We start from the raw sequence: 16176 nt of genomic DNA on the forward strand, positions 1-16176 counted from the left end.
CGTATACTAGTTCATGCAATCACAGGCTACTTCCCGTATTTTAATGATTCGTCCGGTTCGATTCGGTTTTAACGAACAAACGGCCGCATCGAACGCATTTCAGGACATTAAACTGGCTGCGCAGACGAAGGATGTTGCCCAGGAAGATGCCCTACGTGAATTCGATGAAATGGCGCGTAACCTCCGGGCGCTGGGAGTCGACATTATGGTGTATGAAGATACGGTTGAGCCCTATACACCTGATTCGATTTTTCCGAACAACTGGGTTTCGTTTCATGCCAGCGGAACAGTTGTGCTTTATCCAATGCAGGCCGAAAACCGCCGTCTCGAACGTCGGCAGGATATTATTGATGATTTAGGCAAGCGATTTCACGTAGCCAGAATTATCGATCTGACGCATTTTGAAAAAGAGGGTAAGTTTCTGGAGGGAACGGGGAGCCTGGTGCTCGACCGGATGAATCGCGTAGCCTTTGCCAGCTTGTCGCCCCGAACGCACCCTGACGTACTGGCCGAATTTGGACGTCAGACGGGGTACCGAACCGTATCGTTCAAAGCTGCTGACGCCAACGGGCAACCGATTTACCATACCAACGTATTGATGTGTATTGCCGATACGTTTGCGGTAGTGTGTCTATCTGCAATCAGCGATCCCGATGAGCGGTTGATGATGCGTCAGGAACTAGAAAACCTGGGTAAACGGGTGATCGATATCTCGCTGGAACAGATGGCTAGTTTTGCTGGTAACATGCTGATGGTAAAGACCCGCAAAGGCCAAAAACTATTGGTAATGTCGGACCGCGCCTTCGAGTCACTCACGCCCAGACAAATCGACCTGCTGGACGATTACGCTACGTTGATTCACTTCGACCTATCGATTATTGAAGGCAACGGCGGTGGTTCTGCCCGTTGTATGCTGGCCGAAGTTCACTTGCCAAGGAAATAGCATAGACAGAGGGTAAAGATTGAGAACGAACGCAAAAGCGTCATCAACCTTTACCCATTAATTCTATGAATTTTTTAAATTTTTGTTTGCACATACAAATATCGTTTTTACCTTTGTAGCCACAGTACGGAAGTGAACGTAATGAATAACGTAACAACGAGTACAATTGCAGAGGTTAAAACCTCAAAATCGCGGTACAGTGCTTGTCTACTTTTTTCAGCCAATGCCCTGTCACGTGCCATCACCGTCATTGGCGACGAAGAATTTGGACGGTTTGGGTTGTGCTATTCACATGCATATATGCTGTGTGAAGTAGTAGAGCAGCCGGGTATAACGCCCTCAGAATTAAGTGAATCGCTCTGCCTTACGCCATCGACGATTACGCGTCTGGTTGAGAAACTGGAACAGAAACGTCTGGTTCGGCGAGAGTCGGAAGGAAAGAAAACCCTGATATATCCTACAGCAGAAGGAGAAGCAATTCAGCCAGAAATTGCTCAGGCGTGGGATCGGGTAGGGGCGAGATATTCGCAAGTACTTGGCGAAACCACAGTTTGTCAGTTAACGAAGCAGGTATTCAGCGCGGCCAAAGCATTAGGCGAAGGCATTTAAAAATTTTCTAAAAGAAATTGTTTGCACATACAACAAATCATTAGCCATGAGAACAAAAGAGGAAACTATAGGATTGGTTGCCGGTAAAGCTACAAACGCAACAAAAGATATTTGCCGCCTGCTGGCTAAGGAAGGAATTTCGGCTATTGTTGTGCAGAAAGATGAGCCTACTGCAAATATAGACGAAACGATTAGTGAACAGCAGTGGTCGGGCCAGCCAGGTAAAGACCTGTTTTTCAACGGATGGAAACTGCTTTTTTAACGTAATAAGAACGTATAGACGTAGCAACTACATAGTTTAGCAAAAGTCAAAATGCCCTGATTGGGCATTTTTTATTTTCATTACGTTGGTAAGATTAGGCAACGTTTTGCGGTGAATAATCATCATTGCCTATATTGATTGCTACTAACAATTATTCAAATGATGAAAATCAGCACCCTTACTTTCGCACTTGCCTTTATTGGGATTCAGATTGCTTTTGCTCAGGACGACATTGTGGGCAACGGCCAGATCGTAAAACAACAGCGAACCGTTGGCTCATTTACCAAACTGAATGTACGTATCGGCACGCGGGTACGTATCGTATCAGGCGATGCGACAAAGGCAGAGCTGGAAGGTGAAAGCAACGTACTGGAACACGTATTAACCGATGTAAAAAACGGCGAACTGACCGTAATGCTTAACAATCACAAGCATTTCAAGCAAACGAAAGGTGTTACGGTTACTATACACGTAGCTAAATTAGACCGCGCAATGGTCAGCACAGGTAGCTCTATTCAATCAGAATTACCTATTCAGGGCGATAAACTTGCTCTGGTTGTGGAAACGGGAAGCAAATTGACGGCCACGATTACTGCCAAAAACCTCGATTTAACTGTAAAAGACGGCTCGCGGGCTACATTGCAGGGTAACGTAGCAGAAGCGGAAATTCACCTATCGGGCGCCGGACACCTGGATGCAGAGAAACTAACTGTTGCCCGTTCGAAAGTGAAGTTGGAGGGGGCCAGCCATGCCGATATCCACGTAACAGAATCATTGGCGGCTTCTGCCGATGGGGTTAGTACGTTAACTTATTCTGGTAATCCGACCGTCAAATCGCAGGAGGTATCTGGCCTGTCAAAAATAAAGAAACGTGGGTAACTGCTTTTCTATCAATACAAAAATGGCGACGCCCAACGGTCGTCGCCATTCTGAAAACCCACTCTATGAGAAAGATTTTTTATTATCGGCCACCCAATGGGAAAATGTACCCAACAGCTGCCTGACCTAGTATTGTTTTTGAATCTGTATTGAAGCCATCAGCGGTATTACCCAAGTTGTAGAGGCCGCGTATTTCAACAGTAAAATGTCCCGGCCCTGCCAAAAGCGCAGCCCCAACACCTAAAGCAGCCCCAAACCCAAAGCGGTCGCTTGCCCCATCCAGCGATAATTTTCTGCCGTCGATACTCACACTCGAAGCATAAGAAGCATACGGACCAATATTTACAAAGAAGCGATTCCCTTCGTATGTGCCCGACGAAATCTTCAGAAACAGAGGTACTTCAATAAAGTCGGCAGCCTGGGTGATGGTGCTAATACCTAATGAACTTACCTTAGCCGAGTATCGAGTATAGTTGATTTCGGGCTGGAAAGACAGCGTACCTGCGCCAAAATTGAACGTAATTCCGCCTGTAAAACCTATACCTGACTTAACTCCCACCGGCAGAGTTTCCAGATAAATCGGATACGTGACACCTCCCCGTGCCCCGATCCGAATGCCTGATGTGCTACCAGATGTATTAGTAGGATTGTTACCGGACATACTGCCAGACGAATTACCCGATGTACTACCCGACGAATTGCCAGACGTCGTTGGAGCCGACTGCTCAATGGGCGTTGGTCGGTTGGAAGTAGGAGTCGGCTGAGTCGACTGTGTTGACGGTCTGGATGTGTTGGTTGTAGTCGATGAAGGCGTCGACGGTTTCTGAGTAGTTTTATTGTACTGATCGTAAAGCTCCTGTCGACGGTTGGGTGTAGTGGAAGATGGTCGATTCGTGTTTGGTGTGGTTGAACCAGAGGGTTTCGATGGTGAAGTCGTTTGAGCAACGGCTAACCCGGTGTGGCAAACGGTCAGCACGAGCACAGAATATAATAGTTTCATAAGGATACTTTACGAATAGGGTGCTACAAGATTAGTCGCTAATTACTAAAATTCTGGGACATTCTGAGTGAACGGTCGGCCAGTTGAGTATACGGTTAATTTCCAAAAACATTTTACAGGGGTTAACAGTAAGTAAGTAGACAACATGACTACCAGTATGTAGTCAACCGATTTTTATGAAAACGGAACACCAGCGCACAGCACTAATTACAGGAGCTAATAAAGGAATTGGTAAAGAAATTGCCCGACAACTGGCCCAGCAGGGATTTGCAGTTTTCATCGGCTCCCGCGACGTAGCAAAAGGTCGTGAAGCCGCCGAAGAATTATGCCAACAGGGCTATGAAGCTACGTTTATTCAACTCGATGTAACTGATCCGGTAAGTATTCGAACCGCTTGTGGTACGTTCTCGCAGAAAGCCGATCATCTGGACGTATTGATTAACAACGCCGGCATACTGGAAGATCACGGCGAAAATATACTTCGCCTAAATGTTGAAATGCTCGAACGAACCCTGAAAGCTAACGTAATGGGGCCGATTCTGGTAACGCAGGATTTTGCGGATTTTCTATCTAAAAGTCCTTCGGGGGGGCGCGTTATTAATGTATCGAGCGGAGCCGGAGCCTTGAAAGACATGACTACATATGCCCCTGCTTATAGTATCTCAAAAACCGCTTTGAACGCTGTAACAAAACAATTTGCTGGTGCTTTCAGCGCACAAAATATAGTCGTTAACTGCGTTGATCCCGGCTGGGTACGTACCGATATGGGCGGTCCGGGGGCAAACCGTCCCGTAGAAAAAGGAGCTGAAACCATCGTGTGGCTAGCCACTGAAGCTCCCACACACGAAACCGGGAAATTCTGGCACGACAAACAGGAAGTTGACTGGTAGTCAGAACCGGGATTTAGCGGATTGGGGGATTTTCAGGATTTTGCTCTCGCTTCTTCGAAGCGTCTCATTCATTTAACAAAATCCTGAAAATCCCCCAATCCGCTAAATCCCGGTTCATAAATCAATCCCTATTCAGACACTGCTTCACCGCTTCGTACGCATTCAGAATTCCGCCCGAACGGCTTAGCTCGCTGAAGTTTATTTTTTGCCCCGAGCGTCCCGGTTTTCGTACCTGTAAAAGAGGTCGGTACGCACTCTTTATCAAAATTTCTTTCACCTGAACGGCCGTCAACGTCGGGAAGTAGGAGCGGAGCAAAGCCGCTACGCCCGCCGTCATGGGCGAGGACATACTGGTACCCGAAAAACTGGCGTATTGGTTACGAGGTAACGTAGAGAGAATGTCAGTGCCCGGTGCAAAAAGATCGACCATCTGAACTCCGTAATTAGAGGAACGACTCGGTAACACTTCCGTTAATCGCCACGTATTATTTCCGACTACCAGTACGTTCTGCGCCAGTTTTCCATTTTCATACCGGGCGGATGGATACGACGCTACGGAATCAATATTTTCGCCGTTGTTACCCGATGAGTGAACAATCAATACGTCGTGTTCTTCGGCGTATCGAATGGCAGCATCGACCTGCTCCTTAAAAGGCGACAACCGCTTCCCAAAACTCATATTGATCACTTTGGCTCCGTTATCAACGGCATACCGAATGCCATTTGCTACGTCTTTATCGCGCTCGTCGCCATTCGACGGAACCACTGCAACTGGCATAATTCGCACATTATCAGCAACGCCGTCGATCCCCCGTCCGTTATTACGTTTGGCCGCTATAATACCCGCAACATGACTTCCATGTAAGGCCAACTGTTCAGAATCGCCCAGTAGCATGCGCGGACTACCGTAGTAGCGCTCATTTGGATTGCTTGGGTCATCGCCCACGGCCTGGCGTGGGTTGTAATTAGGATTGTAAGCAATATCGGCTTCACTGCCCATCACCTGCCGAAATCGGCTCCAGTTACGTCGAATTAACGTAGTGTACCGCCGAAATGGGCCATAATTAGGCATGTAGGCATCGGCCAGTATAGATTGAGCAGCAGCAGTCACTGAATCTGAAGGCAGCTTAATAGCTCGAATTGCTCCCTGCGACGTAGCACTATCTGGCAACTGCGCCTGAATCTGATCGGCTACCTGCCAAAATTTTACGGTATCTGAAAGAGCTACGTGCTTAGGCCAGTCAGCTTTAAAATGCTGCAAAAACTGTTTTTTTGCCTGTTGATACGTAGCATACTGGCGTTTTTCGGTGGCGTTCAGTGTCGCTGGATTTGCGTTGTCGTATTTTGCTTTAAAGAGCAGGTACGTCTGCGTAATCTCGGGCTGGTCGTATTCATACGTAGTACCATCTTTGGCACCCATAAAATTCCAGCCGTTTACATCGTCGGTATAGCCGTTTTTATCGTCGTCGATATTGTTGCCAGGTTTCTCTTTAGGATTTGTCCACACTACGTCGCGCAAGTCTTCGTGCGTCAGATCAACACCCGAATCTAGTACACCCACCACCACAGGAACCGACGGTTTACCTCGTAGTAGGTCGTAGGCGCGATACAGACTAATACCGGCGATTGAATCGGCCTGAGGGTCAAGGTAAGGCCAGTTGCGGGGCGGCTGGTTGGGATTAGTGCGAATACGGGTGAAAACTGCTGATGCTGTCAGCGCCTTACTACGTTCCTGGCAATCGTCGCTGATGGGTTGTATCGTAAACGTCTCCCCGTTGTCTCGGTAGGTCAATTTAACAAGCCCTGTTACGTTTGTTTCGCAGGCACTTTGCCCGGAAATTTTCTGAATAAATAACGTATCGCCTACCTGTTTATAGCTCATGGTTTCGAGTGCTACGTTACCAGCAGTTACCAGCAACGTATCATTTCGAAAATTCAGGCGAACGGCTCCATCGTTCGCGGCACCACGAGTGACCTGCCAGCGTGTACCCCGAAGAGGCAACTGAGCCCACGCCACTTGAGTCCATGCAAGCGTAAGCAGAATAATCAGCCAATGGCTTTGGAATATACGCATTAGAAAGTTGATGAACATTTTGTCTAAACTACTACTTTTTAGAGGGCATCGCTAATTCGTTACTATAACGACTATAACCATTAACAAAATGATGCATGTACACCAAAATAAAACAAAAAAGCCCCCCAAAATCTTGGGAGGCTTCTTTGAAACTACACGATTGAAAGCTTACGGAATCACCCGTACCCGTACCTGCTGCGTAATGATCTCCGTATTGTCGTCGAGCGTTACCAGGAAAATATAGGCGATTTCGCGAGGAACCGTCACCGTACCTGGAACAACGGATACGCTCGGAAATTTGGTTTTAAAAGCAGTCAGAGTCGTTTCAAACACCGCCTGCGTTCCTGAACCCGCAATAGGAGCCGTATTGACAATGGCCGATGCGGTACCCAGAGAAGCTGCGTTGATCGCTGTGCTGCCACCGGCTACTTTCGTAATCTCTTTGATTGTCCGGCCAGAAGTGCCTGGAATCGAGAGCGTAAACTTAATCGCGCCGTTACCTGCGGCCGATACTTCGATAAATGGGTTACCACCCCAGGTCGTTGCGCCGGGGAACGTAACGGGAACGGCGGGCCGGTTATCACGTACCAGCGGACCATATTGTAAATCATCTTTGCAGGCGAAGGTAGTCATCGCCAGCAGTGCCAGAAAAAGTCCTTTTATGATGTTCTGTTTCATTTGATTTCTTTGTTAAACGGGCTGACCAGGCTTAGTCAACATCCCACCACAGTTTGACATTCGTTTGAGGAGCTGGGTTTGGGAAGTTCGGATTCCGCTCCAATTCCTGTGATACGTATAGGCCACGTACAGGGCGGGTTCCGTCGATACCCACAGCATTTTGCGAATCACGTAACGTAGGATAACCAGTCCGACGATAATCGTTCCAGGTTTCGAGTCCGTTACCCGTAAACGCAATGTATTTCTGCGTGATGATTTGCTCCAGTTTCTGGGCGTTGGTTCCGGTTAACGTAGCAACTTTAGGATTAGCTGCCAGATACGTATCAATCTGAGCCGCCGTCAGTCCGGCCAGCGTCATCGAAGCGCGGATGCCTTCGGTATATAACGCCTGTGGATCACCTGCTGTACCCAGAATCAGAGCTGATTCGGCCAGAATGAAAGCCCGCTGAAAATTAGTAATCAAACGAACAGGTCCTTCACCATTTGCGCCCGTAACATAAGCGTTGTAACGCGACCAAGTGCTGGTTGGCGATGGACGGGCTCCTGTCTGACCATTGTCCCAGGTTACGTAATTTGCGGCTGGTTTTGTGAAGAAGATCGGCAAACGAGGATCGTTCAGGCCCTGCAATAGGGTCAGGTACCGCGTACTCATGATCAGGTCATCTTTAAACGAGCTGATGTTCGTGTATTCGAAACGTGGGTCGCGGCTACCAACGCTGGCGCCAAACGTAACGTTCAGGTCATCGGCGTTCGTTTTGATGTAATCGCCAGACGTAATAACCTGATCGATAACCGATTTAGCCAGTGCAGGCTCTTTCCGGCTGATCGTATTAGCCAGTTTAAGCAGCAACGTATTACCGGCCCGACGCCATTTGGCCAGATCGCCTTTGTAGATAGCGTCATCGTTGCCAGGCTTCGTTGCCGACGTAGCGCTCAGATCAGTGAGACCTTCGCGAACCAGGTCGAACAGGCTTTGAATACCCGCTGTCTGATTGCCTTTGTAGATATCTTCCTGTTTATCCAGACGAGGTTGCAGAACGGCTTCGCCCTGTAGCGCTTGCGAGTAAGGAATATCACCCCACACATCAGTCGTAAGCGCAAACGTGTATGCCTTCATGATTTTAGCAATACCGCTATACGCTTTCGAGCCCGACGCATCGGCCTGCTTGATGATCTGCTGATAGTTTACGAGTGCACCGTCATAAATCTCAAAACGCCACTGGTTACCAAAATCAGCACTTGTGTGTACGTATACATCGTAGTTGGCTGGGCTGTTGGCAGCACCTGCCAGTTGCTGGGTCAAGGTCGAGGCAAACCGATTTATTTCGTTCGCATTGGCAAACGCAGTGCCGTATTCTGCCCCTGGCAATAACACCGAGTTCGGAACGGCCGTCGGGTTATTGGGGGTTACGTTGACATCAAGAAATTTACTGCATCCGCCCATCCCTATTAGAAAGGGGAGAAGCAAGGCAGATTTTCGAAGTATGTTATTCATGGATGAAATCGAATTAAAACTTGTCATTAGAAGGTAAGCCGGACGTTAACACCATAGTTGCGTGTGTTTGGCGGACCGTTCAGGTCAAGACCCTGGATGTTACCAGCACCCTGCGTGTTTACTTCTGGATCAGTAAAATACCCTGGTGCGTAGAAGAACAGGTTACGTCCGCTGACACCTACCGAAATAGCGCCGAATGGCGTTTTATTCAGCAGAGACTTCGGTAAAGCGTAATTCAGGGCTACTTCGCGCAGGCGGTAATTCGTAGCGTCGAACACAGAACCTTCAGACGCCAGACCACCCAAACCTACCCAGTATGCCTGCGACGACAACTGGATGTTGTTCGGCTTGTAACCCGTAACTTTTCCATCGGCACCCGTGATCGGAATAACGCCAGGAAGGATACGTGGTTGGTCGCGGTCGACACCTGTTGCGTAGATGGCACCGGTCGTACGGTAATCAGCCGCTGCAAAGGAGAAAAGCTGACCACCCTGACGAATGTCAATCAAAGCTGACAGCGTTAAGCCTTTGAACGAGAACGAGTTGTTAATACCCAACGTATAATCTGGGTTCGGGTTAGACACCGCCTGACCAGCAAGACCCGGCGCAAACTGACCCGTGGTTGGGTTGATTACCAGTTGACCAGCATACTGCCCGCTTGCATCGTAGTTGGCTGCGTTCGGATCGGTGCTTTGTACCCGTGGGTTAGCTGTACTAACAATCAGACCATAAGGCTGGCCCGCAACGATAGATGGCGTGATACCCGTAAACCCGTTACCCGTGATACCCGATTGAAGTACGCCAGGAGCAATTGAGATAACTTTGTTACGGATGCGCGTAAAGTTGGCCGTGATGTCCCACTTGAATCCAGCAACCCGAACAGGCGTTCCTGTCAGTACAAGTTCGATACCCTTGTTCTGCAATTCACCCACGTTCGTTGTGCGGGTGTCGAAGCCTGTTGAGTTAGAGATCGATACGTTAAAGATCTGATCTGTCGAACGGCTGAAGAAGTACGTAGCATCTAAGCTCAATCGGTTGTTGAAAAAGCCTAGATTTAAACCAACTTCAGACGACGTAACGAACTCAGGCTTCAGACCGTTGTTGCCAATCCGTGTGCTGATGCCAAATCCTGGCAGGCTGCTGCCGCCCACTGAAAGCGGGAACGTAATGCTCGCTACGTTGTTACCATAACCTGATTTGGTAAATACCGAGTTCAGCAAATAAGGATCTGCATCACGACCTACGCGGGCGATGTTAGCGCGAATTTTAGCGTACGACAGCACACTCGACTGAACCTTAAAGGCGTCGGTCGGAACAAAGCTGATCGAAGCCGAAGGATAAAAATACGTATTGTTGCTGGCTGGCAGGGTCGAAGATTGGTCAGCACGGCCAGTCAATTCCAAAAACAGATAGTTGTTGTAATCGAACGAAGCCTGGGCATAGTAACCAACCAGACGACGTAGCGTGCTGGTTTCGCCACTGTTGGTGAAAACGGCGCCATTGCTTGGGTTCAGGAAGCCTGGAATAGTCAACTGCTCGGCAACCACGAACGGGTTTTGCGTTTTCCGCTGGTTGATGTTATTACCTAGTAACAGGTTAGCGCTCAAACCTTCAAGGAAGAATTTGCTGGTTTTCGCGTTGATAAGCAGGTCGCCGTTCAGCTCAGACCGGAAGAAGATATCCTGCGTAACCGAACCCTGTGGAGCGCGGGCAGCACCGATGTTTTCAACCGATTTCCGGCGGTCGGTATACGTATCACCCGTTACGCGATACGATACGTTCAACCATTTCGTGATATCATAGGCCAGCGTAAAGTTTCCGAAGAAACGATCTACCTGGCTTTCGAGGGTTGAGTTACGAATAGCCCAGTTCGGGTTAGCAGATGTAGTCAGGAAGTAAATGCTCTGACCGTTAGCGTCGATGTATGGTTCGCCAGCCAGGTTGTAGCTACGTGGAATCCGGGTGATCTGACCGAATGCACTACCACCATTTCCCAGAATGGAACCTGTCTGTACTGACTGCACATACGTACCAGTTCCCGAAACTTTCAGACCATTGTTCAGACGTGTTTCGCCACCCAGTTGTACGTTGGTACGGTTAAATTTCGACAGTTCGGTGATACCGCTTTGTGTAGAGTTACCGATGGCAAGGCTGAAGTTCCGATTCATATCCCCACCGGCAATATTGATCGAATTCTGGAAAATGCTACCCTGCTTGTAGAAATCCTGAATGTTGTTTGGATAAGCCTGATACGGAACAACCTGACCCTGCAGGTTAGTTACCGACGTTGGACCACCCGCAAAAGCAGGACCCCATGAGTTAGTCGAGTTATTGACGAACAGGTTGTTGGTACCCTGACCATATTCATTCTGGAATCTGGGCAGACCATATACGTTCTGTACGTTGTACGACGACGTAACGGTTACTTCCGTCTTGTTATTCTGATTACGTCCCGACTTGGTCGTGATAACGATAGCGCCAGCCGATGCCCGCGATCCGTACAATACAGCCGCAGCAGGTCCTTTCAGAATGTTAACTGACTCAATTGTTTCTGGGTTGATGTCGGCCAGACGGTTCGATGATTGCGCCTGGAACAACGTATTACCCGTAACGTTTACATCATTGCTGAAGATAATTCCGTCGACCACGATGAGCGGTTGGTTCGATCCGTTGAACGACGTAATACCCCGAATGTTGATGTTTGTCGACGCACCGGGAGCACCACTCTGCGTACCAATGTTTACCCCGGCTACTTTACCCTGGAGTGCATTTAGTAAGTTAGGTTCCGATTTCTGGCTCAGCAGCGAGCTGCCAACTTCCTGTGTTGAGTAACCAAGTGAGCGCTTGTCACGCTCAATACCTTGTGCTGTCACAACAATTTCATCGAGGCTTTGTGTACCACTAGCGAGTTTTACATTAATCGTTGTCTCGTTACCAACGGGAATTTCCTGACTGGCGAAGCCAATGTAGCTAAATACCAATCGACTGGCGGCTGGCACCGAAATCTGGTAGTTACCATTTGCATCGGTTGTTGCACCACGAGTTGTTCCTTTTACTTGGATGCTCACACCCGGTAGGGTAGAGCCGTCATCTGATGAAGTGACCTGGCCTTTTACAGCAACGTCCTGCGCCAATACTGGCAAGCAGAATAGCAGCGAAAGCAGCCAGCTTCCCAATAAAATTTTTCGCATTTGTGAGTAGAGATTAAATTGACATTAAAAATTAAAACGAAAATGGGTAACAAAGATAATGATTGGAATTGGAACTGTTTATGTCTAAACAGGTTAAACGCATTAAAATATATTTAACCACCCATTCAAACCATCTTGGAATAACAGAAAATAGTACTTAATAAAGGTGTTTTACAGCCGACTTGTTCCCGGAAAAGTATTAATTTTCCTAGATCTCACCTTTTCATCAGTCCTGTCTCTTAACGCACGGTTAAGTCTACATTGGATGATTTGATGGAAACTAATCAAGTTGCCTGATAGATGGTTCCGGCTGAACGAATTAAAAGGCCAATAAACAGTATGCCTGATCCATCATTTTCCTGTGAGTTCCGCAAACCCATTCCCGTAAAGACACAAGTCAGTGACAAAAAGATGCATGTCAGAAAAAAATCTTCTGCAAATACAGGCTCATACCAGTTCATTACGGCTTTTGCGTCTTGCTCTCAGGCCTTGTAAACTCTGCATGACCCTACTCGACGCAAAGGTTGGTGTAAAACGTAATACCCCGCATCTACTGGAATTTTTCACCAGTAAATGCGGGGTATTACTTTCGTCGGGATGCTAAAAATAGATACTAAAACCGGCAGTATACGTAACCTTACCGGGCAATCATCACTCGTTTACTGAGTAAACCCTGGGGTGTTTCGACGCGCAAGATGTAGTTACCCATCGGTAAATGTCCCACGTTAATACGTACCGACGTAGTGCTTGGCCGCGACGTACCGACCAATACAAATCGCCCCTGCATATCAGCCATTTCCAGCGAAGCAATCCCCTGACCAAGCAGACTGGATTCCAGCGTCAGCTCGGAGGAGGCCGGATTTGGGTAAAGCTTTACGTCTGCTGCAACAGGCTCTGTATCCGTAACGGTTTGCCGGAAAACGGGCGCTACTGAAAAGTCCTTAAACAACGCAGCCGATTCTGTAGTGGCGTCGGTACCGAACCAATCGGTCAGAATGGCTGCGTACACCTGCCGGAAATCGGTCTGCATTTTCAGGTTATTATTGTCCAGATCGCTCAGATTAGGATTCTTGCCCACCATTTGCGTCTTGATCGATGAACCGAATAGAAACATAGGGGCCGACGTACCGTGGTCTGTACCGAAACTCCCGTTGGAAATAGCCCGTCGACCAAACTCAGAAAAAGTCATCCCCGCTACCCGATCTTCGATTTTTAACTGCGCTAGATCTGTCTGAAAAGAAAGAATCGCATCCGACAGCGTTTTCAGTAACGTAGCATGTGTACCGGTAGACGTATCAGTTGTTACTACTTGGGTCGCATGTGTATCGAAACCGCCCATTGTCAGGTAATAAACTTTGGTCTGCATCCCGCCACTGATGAGCCGGGCAACGATTTTCAGCTGAGCAGCCAGCGTATTCGAAGCCGGATAGGTTGCCAGATTTTTTCCTTTTGTAGCTGCCGTTTTGATTTGTCCGGCATAACTCACCGAACTAGCCTGCTGCTGCCGGATAAACTCAACCTGTTTTCCTACGTAGCCCGTGAGCGTAGTGGCAGGCGCATTGGGTTTGTCGCCGACGAGCCGGGCGAACGTATCAGGGTCCTGCAAAACGATAGCCATCGAATCCGTGGGGCTGAGCAACGTAGTAGCCGTTACGTAGCCGATCTGGATCGCGGGCGGATCAGGCATTTGCGCGGTTGGATATTTGTCGGGAAAATCCGGGAAACGCTTATCCAGGTAACGACCTGCCCAACCCGAAAACGCTGTCTGGCTCGAATCAACGGCAGTCATCCAGATGTCGCTGGCCCGAAAGTGCGAGAAGTTGGGCGTAGGATACGATACGCCCTGTACAATGCTCAGTTTTCCATCGTTGAAAAGCTGCTGCATCCCTGTCATGGCCGGGTGTAAACCAGTAGCCGGATAGTTTTTGAGCTTGAGTGCTTTATCTTCTGCGATGGCAATATTCTTTCGAAAATTTGTGCCCGTGTATACGCTCATCTGGTCAAGCGGAATTACCGTATTCAGGCCATCGTTGCCACCCTGTAACTGGATGATAACCAGTACCCGGTCGCTCTGATCGGCTAGATTGATCAGCGATTGAACAAACGACGACGGCCGGGCAAAGGCTTTCGCCCCAAAGCCATCAATCAGAACCGGCAACGCCAGCGACGAAGCCGCCAACTGGATAAAATTACGACGCTTCATAAGTAGTAAAGAGCAGTTTCAAAGAGTGAAAGAGCGAATGAGTGCTGGCGCTGGAAATTCGCTCCGCTTCGGCGGTCCGATTTCACTCATTCGCTCTTTCACTCTTTAGTTTACCTGATACTCGGCCATTCTGAAAATGTATTGCATGAATGCCGTCAGTTTCATCTGGACGGCCTGGCGTTTGGCGGAATCGTTCGGCGCCTTTATATAGTCGTTCCATTCAATAATCCATTCGTAACGCGGGATGGAACTGAGTAGCACCGTATCGGTTAAGAAATCTTTCTGAGCCTGGTCGAGCGGAATAGCCACCAATTGAGTTACGGCCTCGTTCACTAGTTTGGCGGGGTCGGTGGGGTCGGAAAGCGTTTTGGCGTAAGCCAGTACGTCTACTGCTAGTTTGCCATTTAGCTTCAAAGCGTTGGTGGTAAGCGCATCGGCAAAAAAACCACGCAGCCCCAACGTAGTGGAATTAATCCACTGCTGATAATAGTCGTTCAGGTAATAAGCCGTCCAGCCAAAAACCGTAGGCGGATTCAGAATATCCTGTTGTTGCTCCTTCAAACGGCTGTAGAGGTAATTACCGATCTGATAATAAGCAGTCAGATTGGCCGTACTCTGGGCCGGATCGGGCGCCTGAAGGCCCCAGAACCGGAACGTACCAACCACTAAATCCATTGGCGATTTGATCACAGCTCCCCGAACGCTCTCATCGAAAAAATGCTGGCTCTGCAACAGCGCCGACACCACGGGTTTCAGCTCGAAATTGCTTTGGCGAAACAGGTCGGCCAGCGGCTGAATAAAATTGGTTTCGATGGCATCCGGAATGTCGAAGTTAATAAACCAGCGATACAGTTTCCGGCAGATGTAGCGGGGTGTTTCGGGGTTGGTCAGCAGCATATCGACCAGATCAGTCAATTCGGCCAGGCCAGCGTCGGCTCCGGTACGTCCTTTTATGATCGTATTTTTATAAGCTGCCGAAAACTTCTTGTCCGTCGTATCGTGGCGATTGGCGCGGAACGTACTACCGATGGCTGCATTGGCGGTATCGCGGTAGCCCGTATCGGCCCAGCCGGTCAATACTTTAGCTGCTTCCCGAATGTCGGTCTCGGTATAGCCGCCGTTACGTCCCGTCGTGAAAAGCTCCTGAAGCTCACGAGCGTAGTTCTCATTAGCCGTGCCTACTACGTTCTGATTACCGTTCAAAAACCGCAGCATAGCCGGGTCCTGCGTCATAGCAATCGTGAAGGTTTTGAAATTGCCCAGCGCGTGCTGACGTAGCAACGTATTGTACCGATACATAAATCGGTAATCGTTTACCGTGGCATCGTTCGTTACAAAATGATTCGACCAGAACAGGGTCATCTTTTCGAGCAGCGACACTGGCTGATTCAGCATGACATTGCTCCACCAATATTTAACGTAGAGATTTAGTTTGCCAGCGTTGGTGCTATCAAAGGGCAGGTCATGAAACGGTTTACTGGTAGCGAGGTCGAGGGGCGGAGCGGGTGCGGGCTGATCGGTGAGGAGCTTTCCTACGATTTGAGCCGCCGTTTGTCCGGTCAGCGTTTTCCCCTGATCGGGGGTAGGGCCGAACGTAGCGCGCCGAAGCAAGTACATGACTTGATCGGTCGTTAAAGGTTTTGTATACGCATCGAGTAAAGCCACAACATAAGCGATTAAATGCGACTAGATAAAGTGATTTAATATCGACATAAAATCGCAAAAATCGTTTAGTAAGTAAGTTGTAATTAACTGACTTTTAATAGTTAATAAACTATATCGCTTCCTTTGTTGATTAAAATACTATAGTAAATATACTTAATTATATGGTTAGGTATATGGCTTAATATAACTAGGGAAATTACTTACTATCGTGTCATCGAGTGGACTTCGTATGATATGAAACTATACAACAGAAAATTAAGGTGGGATATAACCAGTAGGAAACCAGT

12 protein-coding genes are annotated in these 16176 nt (G+C 48.4%); 5 read left to right on the top strand and 7 right to left on the bottom strand.

The window, feature by feature from the left end; all coding sequences use genetic code 11:
* Positions 1-13: 13 nt before the first annotated feature.
* The 4 genes from ctlX to ACYVF1_RS06435 all read left to right on the top strand — a co-directional run bounded on the left by ctlX (position 14) and on the right by ACYVF1_RS06435 (position 2693).
* Positions 14-943, top strand: a complete 930-nt coding sequence (ctlX, locus tag ACYVF1_RS06420; RefSeq protein ID WP_461076741.1) for a citrulline utilization hydrolase CtlX — start codon at positions 14-16, stop codon at positions 941-943.
* A 141-nt stretch (positions 944-1084) separates the two neighbouring features.
* Entirely contained in the window at positions 1085-1552 is a 468-nt protein-coding gene (locus ACYVF1_RS06425; RefSeq protein ID WP_461076743.1) for a MarR family winged helix-turn-helix transcriptional regulator, read from the top strand.
* Between the two features lie 46 nt (positions 1553-1598).
* Entirely contained in the window at positions 1599-1814 is a 216-nt protein-coding gene (locus ACYVF1_RS06430; RefSeq protein WP_461076745.1) for a hypothetical protein, read from the top strand.
* A gap of 159 nt (positions 1815-1973) precedes the next feature.
* Positions 1974-2693, top strand: a complete 720-nt coding sequence (locus ACYVF1_RS06435) for a head GIN domain-containing protein (RefSeq protein WP_461076746.1) — start codon at positions 1974-1976, stop codon at positions 2691-2693.
* A gap of 82 nt (positions 2694-2775) precedes the next feature.
* Here the strand turns inward: ACYVF1_RS06435 and ACYVF1_RS06440 are convergent, their stop codons facing one another.
* Entirely contained in the window at positions 2776-3693 is a 918-nt protein-coding gene (locus ACYVF1_RS06440; protein ID WP_461076748.1) for a porin family protein, read from the bottom strand.
* A gap of 176 nt (positions 3694-3869) precedes the next feature.
* On the opposite strand from ACYVF1_RS06440, the gene ACYVF1_RS06445 reads away from it, so the two are divergent.
* Positions 3870-4583, top strand: coding sequence for an SDR family oxidoreductase (locus tag ACYVF1_RS06445; protein WP_461076750.1), 714 nt, complete (start codon positions 3870-3872; stop codon positions 4581-4583).
* Positions 4584-4704: 121 nt separating this feature from the next.
* On the opposite strand, the gene ACYVF1_RS06450 is transcribed toward ACYVF1_RS06445, so the two are convergent.
* The 6 genes from ACYVF1_RS06450 to ACYVF1_RS06475 all read right to left on the bottom strand — a co-directional run bounded on the left by ACYVF1_RS06450 (position 4705) and on the right by ACYVF1_RS06475 (position 15889).
* Positions 4705-6657 (bottom strand): S8 family peptidase, encoded by a 1953-nt coding sequence (locus tag ACYVF1_RS06450; protein ID WP_461076752.1) that lies wholly within the window; start codon positions 6655-6657, stop codon positions 4705-4707.
* A 168-nt stretch (positions 6658-6825) separates the two neighbouring features.
* Positions 6826-7335 (bottom strand): hypothetical protein, encoded by a 510-nt coding sequence (locus ACYVF1_RS06455; RefSeq protein ID WP_461076754.1) that lies wholly within the window; start codon positions 7333-7335, stop codon positions 6826-6828.
* Between the two features lie 31 nt (positions 7336-7366).
* Positions 7367-8830, bottom strand: a complete 1464-nt coding sequence (locus ACYVF1_RS06460; protein WP_461076756.1) for a SusD/RagB family nutrient-binding outer membrane lipoprotein — start codon at positions 8828-8830, stop codon at positions 7367-7369.
* A 26-nt stretch (positions 8831-8856) separates the two neighbouring features.
* Positions 8857-12021 (bottom strand): SusC/RagA family TonB-linked outer membrane protein, encoded by a 3165-nt coding sequence (locus tag ACYVF1_RS06465; protein WP_461076758.1) that lies wholly within the window; start codon positions 12019-12021, stop codon positions 8857-8859.
* A 637-nt stretch (positions 12022-12658) separates the two neighbouring features.
* Complete coding sequence (locus tag ACYVF1_RS06470; RefSeq protein ID WP_461076760.1) at positions 12659-14224, bottom strand: DUF1501 domain-containing protein; 1566 nt, start codon at positions 14222-14224, stop codon at positions 12659-12661.
* A gap of 105 nt (positions 14225-14329) precedes the next feature.
* Complete coding sequence (locus ACYVF1_RS06475) at positions 14330-15889, bottom strand: DUF1800 domain-containing protein (RefSeq protein WP_461076762.1); 1560 nt, start codon at positions 15887-15889, stop codon at positions 14330-14332.
* Between the last annotated feature and the right edge of the window lie 287 nt (positions 15890-16176).

The organism is Spirosoma flavus, assembly GCF_054778555.1.

Coding starts and splice junctions, on each gene's coding strand:
- ACYVF1_RS06450 (WP_461076752.1), bottom strand. CDS start 6,657: ATGCGTATATTCCAAAGCCATTGGCTGATTATTCTGCTTACGCTTGCA.
- ctlX (WP_461076741.1), top strand. CDS start 14: ATGCAATCACAGGCTACTTCCCGTATTTTAATGATTCGTCCGGTTCGA.
- ACYVF1_RS06465 (WP_461076758.1), bottom strand. CDS start 12,021: ATGCGAAAAATTTTATTGGGAAGCTGGCTGCTTTCGCTGCTATTCTGC.
- ACYVF1_RS06440 (WP_461076748.1), bottom strand. CDS start 3,693: ATGAAACTATTATATTCTGTGCTCGTGCTGACCGTTTGCCACACCGGG.
- ACYVF1_RS06445 (WP_461076750.1), top strand. CDS start 3,870: ATGAAAACGGAACACCAGCGCACAGCACTAATTACAGGAGCTAATAAA.
- ACYVF1_RS06435 (WP_461076746.1), top strand. CDS start 1,974: ATGATGAAAATCAGCACCCTTACTTTCGCACTTGCCTTTATTGGGATT.
- ACYVF1_RS06460 (WP_461076756.1), bottom strand. CDS start 8,830: ATGAATAACATACTTCGAAAATCTGCCTTGCTTCTCCCCTTTCTAATA.
- ACYVF1_RS06430 (WP_461076745.1), top strand. CDS start 1,599: ATGAGAACAAAAGAGGAAACTATAGGATTGGTTGCCGGTAAAGCTACA.
- ACYVF1_RS06455 (WP_461076754.1), bottom strand. CDS start 7,335: ATGAAACAGAACATCATAAAAGGACTTTTTCTGGCACTGCTGGCGATG.
- ACYVF1_RS06470 (WP_461076760.1), bottom strand. CDS start 14,224: ATGAAGCGTCGTAATTTTATCCAGTTGGCGGCTTCGTCGCTGGCGTTG.
- ACYVF1_RS06425 (WP_461076743.1), top strand. CDS start 1,085: ATGAATAACGTAACAACGAGTACAATTGCAGAGGTTAAAACCTCAAAA.